Source organism: Ochrobactrum sp. C6C9 (genome assembly GCF_022627935.1).
Lineage (GTDB): Bacteria > Pseudomonadota > Alphaproteobacteria > Rhizobiales > Rhizobiaceae > Brucella > Brucella teleogrylli.
The window spans coordinates 1-15,118 of sequence record NZ_JABXGB010000052.1; the positions used below are offsets into that span (position 1 = coordinate 1).

Consider the following 15,118-nt stretch of genomic DNA (forward strand, 5'->3'; position numbering starts at 1 on the left):
CGTAACGGCTCGCATCCGGTCTTCGTAGGAATACATGAACTACCTCCCTGATAGTCCAAGTTTTCGTCCGCACCCCCTCAGAGCCAGTTCTCAGCGCAAATCAACAGCATATCAGTCTGACCGGAGATTACATCTGGACCCCGACGGACAGCCCCGATCTCAGGCCGCTCCGGCGAGAAACATCCATCCTCGCTGCATGATCACGATATGTTCTCAAATGTAGGACAGATTCACCACTTTCGTGTCGTGACGACGAAACAGCCTATGCCGCATGATCGCCCCACAAATCCTCATGCTCCCCAATTCGGGTGACTAGGCCCTTGACCCGCCCATCTAACCATAAGACTTCCAGCCATCATGCTCACTCCAATCGCGAGGAGGAGGGGGCCGGCGAACTCCTCGGCCACTGTACCCGACGTCGAGGAAACCGATAGTAACATCAGGCTGAATTCTCCCCCGTGGGCCAGGATGACCCCGGTCCGCAATGCGGTCTGAAGCGCTTCGCCGAATAGTCGGGCGACGACGAAAACAATCAGCGTCTTTCCGCAGAGTATTATTGCAAGCCAGACCAGCACGGCAGGCCATTGAGATGGAAGGATCCAAACTGGCAATTGAGTCCCGATACCGAGAAAGAAAATCCCTACAAACAAGTCGCGAAAGGGCCGGATCTCGTTCTCGACAGCATGGCGCGCGTCGCCCTCGCCGATGATCATACCGGTCGCGAATGCGGCGAGCGCCGGAGAAAGGCCAGCAGATGTCGCGACGATCGTGGACCCAAGCGCAATGGTAAGTGCGAGGAGTTGGGCAAGCTCCGGATCGCCACGCAACGCGACCCAACGGGCAAGTACCTGCAACGGACCTCGGGCAATGAACAGAGCAGCAACCACTGCCGTTGCACTGGCGATGACCGTTATGACGCCATACCCTTCGGCGGCACCACTCATTGCATCGTGCAGAAGCAGGAACGCGACGGCTGCCAAGTCCTGAAACAGAAGCACTGCGATGGCCAAGCGCCCATGAGCCGATCCAAGAGCGTTCGCGCCTGCGAGCACCTTGAGGCACATGGCTGTGGATGACATCGCAACGGCGCCGCCGATGAGGATTGCGGAAACTGATGCGAGATCGAAGACCAAACTCGCTACCAACGAAACCGTTATCGTCGTGACTGAAACCTGTACAGCCCCAAGACCCAAGACATGCTTCCTGAGTGTTACGAGCTTCTCGAAGGAGAATTCCAGACCAAGCGCGAACAGCAGGAGTACGACTCCGATTTCGCCAATACTGCTCAGGGCAGCGCTCTCCGCAATCAGGTCGAGGCCAGCGGGTCCAATGACTATACCGGCAAGAATGTAACCGACGATGCTAGGCACGCCAATCCGTGAACATATCGTCACGAGTACGAACGCGGCGCAAACCAACAAGGTCGCACTTTCGACAAATCCAGTCACGCCATGCATGTTCTTCTCCTGATATCATGGCGCAGGAAAGGCCAATACCTGTATTCTCTAAACGTGCGACCGCGCCCACTGCGCTATCTGCGCGGCAGGCATTACACCGCTCGTCCTCGCGATTTCCTTGCCGCCCCTGAACAAGATCATGGTGGGAATGCCGCGGATCCCGTAACGGTCGGTGATCTGCTGTTCGGCTTCGGTATCGAGCTTACCGAGACGGAACTGGGGTTCGAGCGAACGCGCCGCAGCCTCGAAGTGAGGTGCCATCATCTTGCATGGCCCGCACCATTCCGCCCAGAAATCGACGAGCAGGGGCAGATCGGCATCGGCGTGTCGGTCGAAACTGGCGGCGGTCAGTGTGACTGGCCGGCCCTCGAACAGGGCGGCGCCGCAGCGGCCGCAGCTGGGGTTATCCGTCAGTCGTTCCTGCGGAACGCGATTGACGGAACTGCATTTCGGGCAAGCAACGGTGGGCATTCTGTTCTCCCTTTGAGTATCGTTTCGGAGGGGCAGGCAGGGCGGCGCCGTTCAGCGCGAGGTCGTGGCCCGCCGGGCCTCTCGGTGGCGGGGTTCGGGCAGGTATTCGACGCCGCCGCCCAGACGGCGGACGGCTGCGGATAGAGGGTCATCAGCTCGAGTATTTCCTCGGGCATGTCGGTCCGCACCGGCAGCCCCATCTCGCGCGCCTCTTCCGCAGAGATAGGGTAGTCGTGCGTCCAGGTGCCGGTGGCCAGCTGCGCCGCCAATGTCGCCGCCTTTTCCTCGTCCATCTTGTCGGTCAGGAGCCGTCGCGCTACGGTCTCGACTTGGGCGATCGCCTTTCGACCGACATCGGCCAAGACCAACGTCTGGTCGTCGATTTCCGTGATCGGCTTTTGCTCGACGACCCTGATGAGTGAAGCCGCGGGCATTTGGCCGAGTTGCGGATCGATCGGGCCCAGCACGGAGTGGTCGCACATCACGATCTCGTCTGCGGCCAGAGCGATCAGTGTTCCCCCCGACATGGCGTAGTGCGGCACGAAAACTGTGACCTTGCCTTTGTGTCCCTGGATGGCGCGAGCAATCTGCGTGGCAGCGAGGACCAGTCCGCCGGGGGTGTGCAGCACGATGTCGAGCGGCATTTCGGCGTCCGTCAGCTGGATCGCGCGCAGGACTTCCTCGGAGTCGTTAACGTCGATGTAGCGAACCAGGGGAAAACCTAGGAGGTTCATCGTCTCCTGCCGATGGATCATCAGGATCACCCGGCTTCCGCGCATCCTCTCGATTTGAGCGATCTTCCGAGTGCGCATCGCCTCCAGATACTTCCTCTGCAGTGCCGGCTGCAGTGCGGAGACGATGAAGAACAGCCAGAGCAGTTGCATCAAATCCATGGATTTCCTTTTCCTTTCCTTCGCCCATCCGGCAGGAAGCCGTATATTCCCTCGTCGCGGTAGTAGTTGCGATAGGTGACTGCAGGCCTGCGTAGAATCGGACTAGCGAGCCATCCTGAGACGAAGCCGCCGATATGCGCCCACCAGGCAACCCCGCCGGTGGCCGTATCTCCAAGCGACATCAAACCGGGGATGAGCTGCATGACGAACCAGATCATCGCGAACGCCAGCGCGCTGATCTCAAAGAACAACGGGATGACCAGGATCGGCACGATCACGACCAGCCGCGCCGCCGGAAACATCCGCGCATAGCACCCGATCACTCCCGCGATCGCGCCTGATGCTCCAAGGGCAGGCACGACCGAGTCGGCGTTGGCGAGGGCATGCGCCAGCCCAGCGGCCACGCCGCAGAACAGATAGAACAGTGCGAACCGCACCGGCCCTAGCCGGTCTTCGACCGCTGGGCCGAAGATCCAGAGCGTCCACATGTTGAGGATGAGATGAAGCCATCCCGCGTGCAGGAAGATGTTTGTCAGGAACGGCGTCCAATCGGACGGGGCGATGAGACGGAGCTGACCGAAGACGCGCGACGGCACCAGCGCGAAGTCGAACAGGAACCGGTTGAGCGCACGCGGCGGCAGGCCGCTCTGGTAGAGGAAAGCGAGAAGGCTGATCCCGACGACTGACCAGACGGCCACGGGGGGGTATCTGCGAGCAACGGTATCGGCCCATGGAAACATCTCATTTCCCCGAGCGCATGCAGTTGGCCGTCATCACGTCGTCTTTCTTGCAATTGTCACACCCGTCCACGCCGGAGGATCAGAGGCGGGGAAGGATTCGAGCGAGGCTTCGAGGACCGGATCGAAACTCTCCCTGTCGCTGGTAGACGGGTCGGCCGTGCTCTCATGCTGGACGCCTCTTGAGAGGCGGCGATCGGGGCGGAACGGGACCCGGAAGGCTCCCGGGGCATCGACGCCCCTGTGCAGCCGGTGGCGCGTCTCACCCGCCCAAGGGTTCGCCATCCGGGCTCCCCCAGCGTCCTCGCGCACGACATAATGCCAGTCCTGCCTCTCTGCGAAGTCCACGGCGCTGTCGCGATCCGGAAACTTCAGCCGGATCGGACGATAGGGATCGCCGCTGGACGTGTATCCCATCAGCGGCTCGATCTGCGGCGGACGGGACGGCTCGAACTCGAGGACCCAGTAGTTGGGCCGAGGCGCCGATGTCATCGCGGAACGGGCAGGACGGTAGATGATTGCCGTCGGCACGTCCCAGGATGGCAGATCGGTTCCGGGAATTTTCGGCGGGAATGGTGGGCGATTATGGCCGCGCATATCAGTTCTCCCGGGTGTCGGTGGATACGAGAAGGTGACGTTCGAGATCGTCGAGTTTTTCCATTCGCCTTGAGTTCAGGCGAACGGCGCGTTCGGTGTTCTGCGAAGGAAAGGCAGCAGCGTGCAGGACGTCCGACCGCATCGCTATCGTGAGATCGGCGACGGCATTCATCACGCCCTCTCCGTCCCCGTCCGAGAGCGTGCCGTCAGCAAAACCGGACTGCAAGCTCTCCAGTACCTGCTCGAAGCTGGACACAACCCCTGCACTCGCGACCACAGCCAGCTTGTGGCTGAGAACACGCAGTTCATCGATCAGCTTCGCATCGTGCCTTGCGGTTTCCACGATCTCTGCGACCTTCTCGATGCAGGCCATGTAAATGTCGCATTGCTGCTGGAGGATGATGACCCTTCCTTCCTTGCGAAGCTCGAGATCGGTCTGGCGATTGAGAAGCGCCGCGGTCAGAATGATCGTCACGACAGCGCCGAGGAAGATGAGCGTCATCTCCTGCGCGAAAAGCAGTATGTCTTCGGCAAGATACATCGAACGAAAAACGAAAATGATGCCGATGCCCAAGGCAGCGGCCGCAGCAGCAAATGCCAAGTCAGGCAGGCGGTTCGACATCAGCACCTCGCATTTTCGGTGTCAGGTGGCATGCACGGCTTTGCATCGGCTTCCGGCGCCTCTGCGTCCCGGTGCCGCAGGAAGATTGGCGTCGGACCGCTGCCGACGGATTGAAGCCGGTGCTCAGGCAAAGGTCGAAGATCGTTTCGTCCCATCGGGTGAAATCGTGCTCCTCGCCGGCAAGTCGCCCGTCATCCACCACAGGGCACCTCACGCCTTTGCCGATGGGGGAGCGTCATCGAAGGCCGCACCGTCCGAACGATCCGCCTTGCGAAGCCGTAGCCCGAGGAGGATCATCATCACCCCGAAGACCGCGGCGTAGAAGCCGATCAGCCAGCCGAGCGCGAGGAAGCTTTCGACCGGGCGCGTCAGCAGCATCCAGGTCACGACGACACCGAGAGCGACCGAGAGAAGGCCGCTCAGGATCAGCCAGATTTCGCCGTTGATTTCCTTTCGGAGGCGGATCGCTGCCGCGATCTCGAGGGCACCCGAGAACACGGACCAGAATGCGATGCTGGCCCAGAGGAATGTCGCAAGCACAAGCGTCGCGACAAAAGGCGAGACAACCACGACGACGCCCGTGGCGATGCCTAGAATGCCGCTGAACATCAGCCAGCCCCAGCGTTCGCCCTTGCGGATGTTACGTATCGCGGCGACGAGGCCGAACACGCCGTCGGCAAAGGCGAACGCGCCGAAGACCAGCGTGAGCGCCAGAAGCGATTCCGCAGGCATGACGAAGGCTAGCACTGCGATGATCAATGCGAGCACGCCGCGTAACACGAATGCCCACCAATTCCGGGACAGGCTGCACAGCATGTCCTGCATCTTGTCGGTCGGGTTTTCAGAGGCTGTGGTCATTGGTCGATCTCCTATTCAGTTCCATGTCAGGTGTCGGAGCCGACCTCCTCGCCGATTAGGGCGGCGGCCACGCGGCGGCGATCCTCGATCGGCTGAGGCAGACGCTGCGTGTGAGCGATTTCCCGTTCGATGGGCACGCTGTCTGATGGATCTCTGACCAACCCGGCTTCGGCAAGCCTCGCGCGTAGTGTCGCGCCCGCATTTTCTGCGCTCTCGGCGACCACTGTCTCGGTCAGGCCGAAAAGGTCTGCCGTCTCCGCGATCGTAGCGTTGTCGAGGTGGAGCCGATAGAGAACGCGGCGTTCGACCGACGGAAGATCGGCGATTGCCCGGTGCAGCACCATGGCGATCTTATGCCGATCCGCTTGGCTCTCGGGGTCTGTGCCGCCGTCGTCGGCGAGGAGGTCCTCCAGCATCAGCACTTCGTCGGGCTGGTAGAACTCGAACATCGCCTGATCCGCCTCGGTCGGATCCTCCGCCGGGGCCTCGGGTTCCGCCTCGATGGAGGCGGCATCCTCAGGCACGGCGCGGCGGGCGGCGCGGGATTCTTCCTCGATGGTCTCAAAAGCCAGCCGTTTCAGCCAGTCGCCGACGGAAAACTCCGAAGGCCGATCCTCGAAGCGGGCCAGCCCCTTGAGGATCGTCGCATCGAAGAGACCGCGAACGCTCAGATATCCCTCCGGTACCGATCCGCTGCATTCGAGATAGGTCAACTCGCGCCTGACGGTGTCATAGATCGTATCGAGATGATCCTCGATCAGGTCAAAGAAGAGCTGGCGCCGGTCCGCTTCCGCCGCATCCCGCGCGGGCGGCAGCGGGGCGCCGATCCGGCGCCGGCGGGCGGGACGCTTGTATTCAGGCTCGTGCTTGAGGCGCGCCACATGCCGATCGACCTGGTGGCGCAGGTCGGCAAAGGCCTTGCGCAGGACAGGCTCGATCTCGAATCCCTCTTCCAGGGCCGCGATCACGCCCGACGGCAGTTGCAGGCGCAGGCTGACTTTGATGCGCTTCTTGCCCCTCGTCTGCGAGGCAACGACTTCGAGCCGGACCAGATCCTCGCGAAAGCGCGCAAGGTGCGGTTCAAGTTGCCGCACTTCTTCCTCGATGACCTCAGGCGCGCGCTGTTGGCCGTGCCGGTCGAGATTGCGGAATGATCTAATGACGTTCACGCCGTGGACCTTCCTATAACTCTCCGAAGAGATGGTCCGGCGCGACCGATATCGCGCCGGGCCAGTCTTTTGCGCTGTCACTCGGCGGACTTGTCGTCCTTGGACTGCACCTCATCCCCAACGCTGGGCTTCCGAACGTCCGTCTTGTTTTCGGCAACTTCGCTGGGCTCCTCGATCCCGGCCTTGGCCTGATCGTCCGGGCTGTCCTCATCGGTGTCCTTTACGATCTTTTCGAACACGACCCTCTGTTCGTCTTCCGACCAGGCGACGCGGACCTTGTCACCATCCTCGATCCGCCCGGAGAGCATCTCGCGGGCCAACTCGGTCTCCAACTCCGACCGGATCAGCCGGCGCAATTCACGCGCGCCAAATTCTGGCCGGAAGCCGACCGCGCCAAAGTGATCCGTGACGCTCACATCGAATTCGAGTTCGACCCCCTGCCCAATTGCAGTCCGCTTTACCCGATTTAGCTGCAACTCGACGATCTGGCGTATTTCCGACTGGTTCAGCGAGTGGAAGACGATGATCTCGTCGATCCGGTTGATGAATTCGGGCCGGAAATGGCCGCGCAGCACCTCCATCAGCTCGGCCTTCTGCTTCGCCTCGTCGAAGTCGCTGGTGCCGCGCTTCTTGAGGTTGCGCTGGATGATGTCGGAACCGAGGTTCGAGGTGGCGATGATGATGGTGTTGGTGAAGTCAACCACGCGGCCCTTTCCGTCGGTCAGCCGCCCGTCGTCGAACACCTGCAGCAGGATGTTATAGACATCCGGGTGCGCCTTCTCGATCTCGTCGAGCAGCACGACGGAGTAGGGCCGGCGGCGCACTCGCTCCGTCAGTTGGCCGCCTTCTTCGTAGCCGACATAACCCGGAGGCGCACCCACCAGCCGGGCGACCGAATGACGCTCGCCGTATTCCGACATGTCGATGCGGATCATCGCGTCCTGATCGCCGAAGATCACCTCGGCGAGCGTCTTGGCCAGTTCCGTCTTGCCAACCCCGGTCGGCCCGAGGAACAGGAAGGTCGCGGTCGGACCGGAACCTTCGCGCAGACCCGCACGCGCCAGGCGCACCGCATCGGCCACGGCGCGGATCGCTTCTTCCTGGCCAATGACGCGCTCGTGCAGCTTCTCCTCGAGCTTCAGGAGCTTGTCCTTCTCCTCGGCGGTCAGCTCCGTGACCGGAACACCGGTGATCTTGGAGACGATCTGCGCGACATGATCGGCGCGCACCTCGGCGGTCGCCGAAGCCTGGTCGCGCTTCCATATCTCCAGAAGCTCGTCAAGCTCCTTCTGCTTCTGCTCGAGTTCCTTCTTCAGTTCCGCTGCCCGGTCGAATTGCTTGCGGGCTGCGGCATAGTCCTGCTCGCGCTTGATCTGCGCGGCTTCGGCCTCCAGCTCCTGGACGTCCACAGGGCGCGCGGTGGCGCTGATCTTCACCCGTGCGGCTGCCTGATCTATCAGGTCGATCGCCTTGTCGGGCATGAAGCGGCCAGTGATGTAGCGATCAGAAAGCTCGGCTGCCGCGACGATGGCCTCGTCGGTGATCGTCACCTTGTGGTGCGCCTCCAGCGTGTCGCGCAGGCCGCGCAGGATCATGATGACCTGAGCTACCGTGGGTTCCTCGACATAAACCGGCTGGAACCGTCGCTCGAGCGCCGCGTCCTTCTCGATGTATTTCTGGTACTCGTTGAGCGTGGTCGCGCCGATCAGGTTCAGCTCGCCCCGCGCCAGCGCCGGCTTGAAGGTGTTGGCGATGTCGAGACCACCTTCGCCACCGCCCTGGCCGGCGCCGACGATGGTGTGGATCTCGTCGATGAACAGGATCAGGCTGTCCTTCTCCTCGGTGATCTCCTTGAGGATCTTCTGGACTCGCTCCTCGAACTCACCGCGATACTTCGACCCGGCCACCATCGAGTTGATGTTGAGCTCGACCAGCCGCTTGTCGCGCAGCGCCTCGGGCACTTCGCCCGCGACGATCCGTTGTGCAAGTCCCTCGACGATGGCGGTCTTGCCCACGCCGGGCTCGCCGATCAGCACCGGGTTGTTCTTTTTCCGGCGGGCCAACACCTCGATCGTCGTCTCAATCTCGCGGGCGCGGCCGATGACGGGGTCGAGCTTGCCCTCGCGGGCGAGCTTGGTCAGGTCGCGGCTGAACTGGTCGAGATCGGGCGTGCTGGACGGCGCCTCCACACGGCCTTCCTCGGCCCCCTTGCCCACGACCTTCGTCACCTGCTGGCGCAGCGCCTGCGGCGTCAGGCCGTACTTGCGCAGGATAGACGCGGCCAGGCCCTCACCCTCCTCGGCGAGGCCGACCAGCAGATGCTCGGGGCCGACATAGGAATGGCCGAGTTCGTTCGAGGTGATGAAGGCGCGGTTCAGCGCGTCTTTCAGACGCGGACTGACGCCGATTTCGCCCGATGCTTTGCCCTCTCCACGCTTCGCTTCCTTCTCGATCTGGCGACGCAGATCGTCCACATCGACCTTAAACTGTTCCAGGATCGTCTTGACGACGTCGGACGAGGTCAGTGCCAGAAGCAGGTGTTCGGTATCGACCTCACTGCGTCCGAATTCCCCGGCCTTCTGTGCGGCGTCCTGCAACAGCTTGTTACCCTGTTCGCTCAGCCGGTCGGCGATCGTGCGTCCGCCGCCGCGCCGCGCCGAACGCCGCGGGGCACCCTCGCCGAAAGTGGCGTCGACGACATCGTCATCGCCGTTACCCACGGAGCCGAGCGTGCCACCCCGCAGCGGGCTGTCACCAAAGAGGCTGCCGAAACCGCTGCCGCCGAAGAACTCGTCAAAAAGCGAATGCTGTCCGAACAGGGATTCCAGCGGCGAGGCGCTGCGGCCCGACCGGCGCACCGTCTCGTGGTAATGCTGGTCACAAAGCTCCATGTTCTGAATTCTGCCGTTCACCGAGGCGCGCACGCGCGCCGTCGCCGGGCGACCGCAAATATCGCAAGCTCCGTTTGCCATTCGTCTTCTCCGTTTCTTTATCCAGTCAGGGTTGTCCGCCGATCATCTGCGCCAGTGACAGTGTTACGCAGCGACGACTTCCGTTCTTTTCACCTTGGACCCAATTGCCACCAGATCGAGTTCGTCCAGTGTCTCTCGTTGCAGGAGATCCTGCGCCGATTGCTCAAGAAGATCCCGATTGGTTTCAAGAAAGGTGAGGGTGCGCTTGAACACGCCATCCACGATGTCGCGAACCTTCTGGTCCATCCGCTCGGCAGTGGCGTCGCTGTAGCGGCGGTTCAGCCACGACGACTGGTCGCCGGTGCCGAGAAAGCCTGGCCGATCGCTGTCGTAGCTGACATGCCCGAGGTCTTCGTCCATCCCGTACCGCGCGACCATAGCGCGGGCGATATCGGTGGCCTTGACCAGATCGTCGGCCGCCCCGGTCGAGACATGATTGTAGATGATCTTCTCGGCCGCGCGCCCGCCAAGCAGGACTGCGATCTTGTTCTCCAGCTCCTCCCGCGTCATCAGGAAGCGGTCCTCGGTCGGGCGCTGGATAGTGTAGCCGAGCGCGCCAATTCCGCGCGGGATGATCGAGACCTTGTGCACTGGGTCCACCCCCGGCAGAGCCATCGCCATAAGCGCGTTCCCCATCTCGTGGTGCGCCACGATCTCGCGCTCGCGCGGGTACAGAACGCGGTTCTTCTTCTCCAACCCGGCGATGATGCGCTCCACGGCATTGTTGAAGTCGTCCATCGTCACCGCATCAGCCTTGCGGCGCGTGGCGAGCAATGCTGCCTCGTTGACGAGATTGGCAAGATCGGCGCCCGAGAAGCCGGGCGTGAGCGCTGCGACCTTCTCGGCATCGACGTCCGGGGCGAGCTTCACCTTTTTCATGTGAACGCCAAGAATCTGCACACGTCCCTTCTTGTCGGGCCGGTCCACCATCACCTGACGGTCGAAGCGTCCGGCCCTGAGCAGCGCCGGATCGAGAATCTCCGGACGGTTCGTGGCCGCAAGCAGCACGATGCCGACTAATGGGTCGAAGCCGTCGAGCTCGGTCAGAAGCTGGTTCAGCGTCTGCTCACGCTCATCATGGCCGCCAGCGATCTGGCCGGAGGAGCGCGCCCGCCCGAGAGCGTCGAGTTCGTCGATGAAGATAATCGCCGGCGCGGATTTCCGAGCCTGCTCGAAGAGGTCGCGCACCCGCGCGGCACCGACGCCCACGAACATCTCGACGAACTCTGATCGCGAGATCGAAAAGAAGGTCACGCCGGCCTCACCCGCCACCGCGCGCGCCAGCAGCGTTTTGCCGGTGCCCGGCGGCCCTACGAGCAATATGCCTTTGGGGATATGTGCGCCCAGCTTTCCGTATTCGGCCGGTTTCTTGAGGAACTCCACGACCTCCTCGAGCTCGGCCTTGGCCTCGTCCACACCGGCCACGTCGGCGAAGCTGACGCCGGTTTCTTTTTCCATGTAAACCTTGGCCTTGCTGCGGCCGACCTGCATGAACCCGCCGAAGCCCTGCTTGTCGGCGAACTTGCGGAACAGCAGCATCCAGATTCCGAAGAAGATAAGCGCTGGCGCCACCCAGGAAATCAGCGTGCCGAGAAAAGTGTTTTGCGGAACGCCAGTGATCTCGATACCTGACCGGTCTATCCGTTCCAGGATTGCGGGATTCACTAGGGTCGTCACGAACTGCTTCTTGCCGTCGACCGGTTCGGCGAAGGTGCCTGTGATAGTGTCTGACCCGACCGCGACAGAGGAAAGTTTCCCGTCAGCGAGATACTTCTCGAACTGGCTGTAGCTGATCGGCGCGACGGATTGCCAGCCGGCGATCAGGTTCTGGATGAAAAGCACGGCTATGAAAGCCACCACCCAGTACCAGGTGTTGTATTCGGTCTTCCTTTCCATACCGCTTTCCCCTTTCCCCTTTCCCCTTTCACTGGCGCCCGAGCCGCGCCCTGATCCGCTCGAGCAGCGCCAGCAGGGCGCGCCTTTCGTCCGCCGACAGATCCTGCAGGATTTCATCTTCGAGCGCCGATTGCCGCGGCGCGAGTTCCTTCAGCATCGCCCGGGCCTTCGACGTTGCCGTGACGATCTGCGCCCGCCTGTCGTCGGGCGAGGGCGACCGCTCGACCCAGCCGCCCCGGACCATGCGATCGACGAGCTGGCCGGCTGTGGCCTGGCCGACCTCCAGCAGGTCGGCCAGATCGCCGATGGTCAGCCCAGGCGCATCCTCGACATGCGCCGCCGCCATCCAGGACAGGCGGGTCAGGCCGCTGCCGCGAATGTCTTGGTCGATCCGCTGCTGGATGAGCTGCGCGACCCGGTGGCTCGTCGTCCCGATCAGCGCGATGTCCGAAGAGATCATGGTTATTCCTCCTCCGATTGCATGTACACAGGAGAAACCGCCCCCCATCCAAAACGCAATGCACCCATCATACATGCTTGCATAATAAATGGAACGGCCTATCTTGATAGGCGTTCTCCGAACCCACATCCGGCCGGCACCGTTGCCCGGTCCCTCCTTGCCGACGGTTCGGGGGTATCGATCAGCAACAGGAGGCCAGCAATGCTCTACCCGACATATCTGCGCCGCAGCGATCCCTTTGCGCTGATGCGCTCCATGATGCGCGATCTCGACCGCGGTTTCTGGCCGCCGTCCCGCGCGGCGTTCCCGGCGGTAAATGTCTGGCAAGGCCCTGAGGCCGTTGCAGTCACCGCTGAACTTTCCGGCATCGAACCGGACGACATTGAAATTTCGGTCAAGGACAACGTCCTGACGCTGTCGGGCGAACGCAAGGCGCCCGAGGTTCCCGACGGTGCGCGCTGGCACCACAACGAACGCGTTTACGGCAGGTTTTCCCGCGCGATCCGGCTGCCGTTCGTGGCCTCGGATGACAAGGTCGAGGCGAGGATGACGAACGGCGTATTGTGGATCGTTATCTCGCGGCCCGAGGAAACGAAGCCGAAGAAAATCGAGATCAAGGCAGCCTGAGAGGAGCTGGAACGATGAGCACCGACATCTCGCAAGCCGCCGAAAAGACGCCGACCGACTCGCCTGAGACCACCGGCGGCGGACGCATCTACCGCCCGTCGACCGATATCGTCGAGACCGATCAGGGTTTCTCCATGATGCTTGAAATGCCTGGGGTCGCCGCCGATGCGATCGAAATCACGCTCGAAAATCGTGTGTTGACGATCCGCGGCAAGGTTGACCCGGTGCGGCCGAAAAACCTCGAACTTGCCTATGCCGAATATGGCGAGGGCGATTTCGAGCGTGCCTTCACGCTTTCCGAGGATTTCGACCCCGACAGGATCGAAGCCGAGATGCGAGGAGGCGTCCTAACTTTAACGCTCCCCCGGGCCCCTGAAGCGCAGCCGAAAAGGATCGCCGTCAAGGGCGCCTGAAAACCGAAGGAGACCATATCATGCAGATCAAAGACCTCATCCCCTGGGCGCGCAAGGACGGCGCGCCAGACGCCAAGAGCAGCGAAGACAACCCGATCGCGACACTCCAGCGCGAAATGAACCATGTGTTCGAGAACTTTTGGAACCGGGTCGGTCAGTTCGAATGGCCCTGGGGCAGCGGCGAAGCCAAATCCGACATGGTCGAGACCGACAACGCGATCGAAGTGTCGATCGAGCTGCCGGGCATGGAGATGAAGGACATCGAGGTGACGGTCAACGATGACATGTTGACTGTGAAGGGGGAGAAGAAGATCGAGCGCCAGGTGGAGAAGAAGGGGTATTACCTCTCCGAGCGCAGCTACGGCGCAATCTACCGGACAATTCCGCTCCCTCCCGGTGTGGATGGCGAAAAGGCGCAGGCATCCTTCAAGAACGGGGTTCTGACGATCAAGCTGCCCCAGACACCCGAGGCGCAGGCGAAGATCAAGCGTATCGATGTCAAGAACGGCTGATTTGCCACATTGGGTGTCGCCGGTTTGCGGCGTCCGCTCAGCTCCGTTTGATATCACGCCGTCTGGTGAGCCCCGGGGAGCCTGTTTCTCCGGGGCGGCTTTCGAGGGGGAATGATGAAAGACCTGAAACGATCCGGGCTAACCCGTGAACAATGGTCGGCGATGACGCTCTACGAGAAGTTCGAACAGGTCGTCATTTTCGTCCTCAGCGCCATCATTGCGGTTATCGTCGTGGCGTCGGTTTGGGCGCTGATGCGCGAGGTCGTGAACCGGTTGGTCTTGGGAGCGTTCGACACGCTCGATTACGCCACCTTCCAGGTGGTGTTCGGAATGATCTTCACCGTTGTAATTGCGCTCGAGTTCAAGCGCTCCCTTCTTGTGGCGACAGAACGCAGCTTCGGCATTCTCCAGGTCCGCACGATCGTGCTGATCGCGCTCCTCGCGATCGCGCGCAAATTTATCATCCTCGACCTTGGCGAGACGGAGCCAGCCAAGACTGCCGCCCTCGCGGGCGCGGCTCTTGCGCTCGGAGCAGTCCACTGGCTGGTGCGCGATCAGGACCGGCGCGAAGAGCCCGGTGCTAAAAATGCCGAAGGCGATCAATGAGCCGAAGCGTTTTCGTTCGACTTGTTTCATCAACCTCTGCCGGTTGTCCCGGATCGACGCCTACGAGACCAAACAGGCTTAATTGAGAAGAGAGGATTTTCGGCTCATCGTAGCTCTATCAAAGGAAGCGAAGATGAGAAAGAAAACCGGGCCGCAGACATCGGGGACCGAAAAGACAATCAAGGACATCCGGCGCGCGACGCGAAAGCATCACTCGGCGGAGGACAAAATCCGCATCGTGTTGGAGGGCCTGCGCGGCGAAGACAGCATCGCCGCGATCTGCCGCCGTGAAGGGATCGCCGAGAGCCTGTATTATAGCTGGTCCAAGGAATTCCTCGAAGCGGGCAAGAAGCGGCTCGCCGGTGATACCGCTCGTTCAGCGACCAGTGACGAGGTCAAGGCGCTGCGCCGTGAAAGCCGCGACCTGAAAGAGGCGCTGGCCGATCTCACCCTGGAAAACCGCCTGCTCAAAAAAAGCATGATCGCGCATGGGGGCGACGACGAATGAGATACTCCGCCACCGAGAAGCTTGAGATAATCCGGATCGTTGAGCAGTCGCACCTGTCGGCTGGGCAGACATTCGACAAGCTCGGCATTCCAAGGCCGACCTTCTACCGTTGGTATGATCGTTTCGTGACCCACGGCGTCGAGGGGCTGGAAGACCGGACATCCGCGCCGTCACGGGTGTGGAACCGCATTCCCGACGATGTCCGGGATCGCATTATCGAAATGGCGCTGGACCACGCCGATCAGAGCTGGCTCGGGAAATCTGCACAGCTAGGATAAGTGGAATTTCTGCCTGACTTCGGCTTGGATGCCAGGAACAGG

Annotated in this window: 15 protein-coding genes and 1 pseudogene; 5 read left to right on the forward strand and 11 right to left on the reverse strand. The window is 61.7% G+C overall.

The features are described 5' to 3' along the window. Positions 1 to 290: 290 nt before the first annotated feature. From HWD97_RS22865 to HWD97_RS22915, 11 genes are all read right to left on the reverse strand, one after another. Positions 291 to 1,457: a cation:proton antiporter gene (locus HWD97_RS22865; protein ID WP_371835682.1), complete on the reverse strand. Its 1,167-nt coding sequence runs from the start codon at positions 1,455 to 1,457 to the stop codon at positions 291 to 293. A 48-nt stretch (positions 1,458 to 1,505) separates the two neighbouring features. Further along, positions 1,506 to 1,928, reverse strand: a complete 423-nt coding sequence (gene trxC / locus HWD97_RS22870; RefSeq protein WP_371835683.1) for a thioredoxin TrxC — start codon at positions 1,926 to 1,928, stop codon at positions 1,506 to 1,508. Then, positions 1,868 to 2,821 (reverse strand): ATP-dependent Clp protease proteolytic subunit, encoded by a 954-nt coding sequence (locus HWD97_RS22875; protein WP_371835684.1) that lies wholly within the window; start codon positions 2,819 to 2,821, stop codon positions 1,868 to 1,870. Before HWD97_RS22875 ends, trxC begins: the two co-directional genes overlap by 61 nt. Then, the gene (locus HWD97_RS22880; RefSeq protein WP_371835685.1) at positions 2,812 to 3,519 is read right to left on the reverse strand and encodes a rhomboid family intramembrane serine protease; all 708 of its coding nucleotides are present in this window, start codon (positions 3,517 to 3,519) and stop codon (positions 2,812 to 2,814) included. Before HWD97_RS22880 ends, HWD97_RS22875 begins: the two co-directional genes overlap by 10 nt. A 75-nt stretch (positions 3,520 to 3,594) precedes the next feature. Then, on the reverse strand, positions 3,595 to 4,155 hold the full coding sequence (locus tag HWD97_RS22885) for an NADH dehydrogenase ubiquinone Fe-S protein 4 (RefSeq protein WP_037094077.1): 561 nt from the start codon (positions 4,153 to 4,155) through the stop codon (positions 3,595 to 3,597). 1 nt (position 4,156) lies between these two features. After that, entirely contained in the window at positions 4,157 to 4,777 is a 621-nt protein-coding gene (locus HWD97_RS22890) for a hypothetical protein (RefSeq protein WP_371835686.1), read from the reverse strand. Between the two features lie 210 nt (positions 4,778 to 4,987). Continuing rightward, entirely contained in the window at positions 4,988 to 5,635 is a 648-nt protein-coding gene (locus tag HWD97_RS22895) for an HdeD family acid-resistance protein (RefSeq protein WP_371835687.1), read from the reverse strand. A gap of 26 nt (positions 5,636 to 5,661) precedes the next feature. After that, entirely contained in the window at positions 5,662 to 6,804 is a 1,143-nt protein-coding gene (locus HWD97_RS22900; RefSeq protein WP_371835688.1) for a flagellar biosynthesis protein FliA, read from the reverse strand. A 77-nt stretch (positions 6,805 to 6,881) separates the two neighbouring features. Further along, positions 6,882 to 9,776: an ATP-dependent Clp protease ATP-binding subunit gene (locus HWD97_RS22905; RefSeq protein ID WP_371835689.1), complete on the reverse strand. Its 2,895-nt coding sequence runs from the start codon at positions 9,774 to 9,776 to the stop codon at positions 6,882 to 6,884. A gap of 63 nt (positions 9,777 to 9,839) precedes the next feature. Next, positions 9,840 to 11,672: an ATP-dependent zinc metalloprotease FtsH gene (gene ftsH / locus HWD97_RS22910; RefSeq protein WP_371835690.1), complete on the reverse strand. Its 1,833-nt coding sequence runs from the start codon at positions 11,670 to 11,672 to the stop codon at positions 9,840 to 9,842. 28 nt (positions 11,673 to 11,700) lie between these two features. After that, entirely contained in the window at positions 11,701 to 12,132 is a 432-nt protein-coding gene (locus tag HWD97_RS22915) for a MarR family winged helix-turn-helix transcriptional regulator (RefSeq protein WP_371835691.1), read from the reverse strand. Between the two features lie 201 nt (positions 12,133 to 12,333). Here HWD97_RS22915 and HWD97_RS22920 point away from each other — a divergent pair, with 201 nt between their 5' ends. The 5 genes and pseudogenes from HWD97_RS22920 to HWD97_RS22940 all read left to right on the forward strand — a co-directional run. Continuing rightward, positions 12,334 to 12,759: an Hsp20/alpha crystallin family protein gene (locus tag HWD97_RS22920; RefSeq protein ID WP_371835692.1), complete on the forward strand. Its 426-nt coding sequence runs from the start codon at positions 12,334 to 12,336 to the stop codon at positions 12,757 to 12,759. A 14-nt stretch (positions 12,760 to 12,773) separates the two neighbouring features. Then, positions 12,774 to 13,172: an Hsp20/alpha crystallin family protein gene (locus tag HWD97_RS22925; protein ID WP_003603273.1), complete on the forward strand. Its 399-nt coding sequence runs from the start codon at positions 12,774 to 12,776 to the stop codon at positions 13,170 to 13,172. A 20-nt stretch (positions 13,173 to 13,192) separates the two neighbouring features. Further along, a complete protein-coding gene (locus tag HWD97_RS22930) occupies positions 13,193 to 13,684 on the forward strand; it encodes an Hsp20/alpha crystallin family protein (protein ID WP_011982931.1) in 492 nt (163 codons plus the stop codon). A 114-nt stretch (positions 13,685 to 13,798) separates the two neighbouring features. Beyond that, positions 13,799 to 14,290, forward strand: a complete 492-nt coding sequence (locus HWD97_RS22935) for a phosphate-starvation-inducible PsiE family protein (protein ID WP_038595245.1) — start codon at positions 13,799 to 13,801, stop codon at positions 14,288 to 14,290. A 133-nt stretch (positions 14,291 to 14,423) separates the two neighbouring features. After that, positions 14,424 to 15,046: pseudogene (locus HWD97_RS22940) on the forward strand (helix-turn-helix domain-containing protein); the annotation flags it as partial. Between the last annotated feature and the right edge of the window lie 72 nt (positions 15,047 to 15,118).

Coding starts and splice junctions, on each gene's coding strand:
- HWD97_RS22875 (WP_371835684.1), bottom strand. CDS start 2,821: ATGGATTTGATGCAACTGCTCTGGCTGTTCTTCATCGTCTCCGCACTG.
- HWD97_RS22885 (WP_037094077.1), bottom strand. CDS start 4,155: ATGCGCGGCCATAATCGCCCACCATTCCCGCCGAAAATTCCCGGAACC.
- trxC (WP_371835683.1), bottom strand. CDS start 1,928: ATGCCCACCGTTGCTTGCCCGAAATGCAGTTCCGTCAATCGCGTTCCG.
- HWD97_RS22925 (WP_003603273.1), top strand. CDS start 12,774: ATGAGCACCGACATCTCGCAAGCCGCCGAAAAGACGCCGACCGACTCG.
- HWD97_RS22905 (WP_371835689.1), bottom strand. CDS start 9,776: ATGGCAAACGGAGCTTGCGATATTTGCGGTCGCCCGGCGACGGCGCGC.
- HWD97_RS22935 (WP_038595245.1), top strand. CDS start 13,799: ATGAAAGACCTGAAACGATCCGGGCTAACCCGTGAACAATGGTCGGCG.
- HWD97_RS22920 (WP_371835692.1), top strand. CDS start 12,334: ATGCTCTACCCGACATATCTGCGCCGCAGCGATCCCTTTGCGCTGATG.
- ftsH (WP_371835690.1), bottom strand. CDS start 11,672: ATGGAAAGGAAGACCGAATACAACACCTGGTACTGGGTGGTGGCTTTC.
- HWD97_RS22915 (WP_371835691.1), bottom strand. CDS start 12,132: ATGATCTCTTCGGACATCGCGCTGATCGGGACGACGAGCCACCGGGTC.
- HWD97_RS22895 (WP_371835687.1), bottom strand. CDS start 5,635: ATGACCACAGCCTCTGAAAACCCGACCGACAAGATGCAGGACATGCTG.
- HWD97_RS22865 (WP_371835682.1), bottom strand. CDS start 1,457: ATGCATGGCGTGACTGGATTTGTCGAAAGTGCGACCTTGTTGGTTTGC.
- HWD97_RS22930 (WP_011982931.1), top strand. CDS start 13,193: ATGCAGATCAAAGACCTCATCCCCTGGGCGCGCAAGGACGGCGCGCCA.
- HWD97_RS22890 (WP_371835686.1), bottom strand. CDS start 4,777: ATGTCGAACCGCCTGCCTGACTTGGCATTTGCTGCTGCGGCCGCTGCC.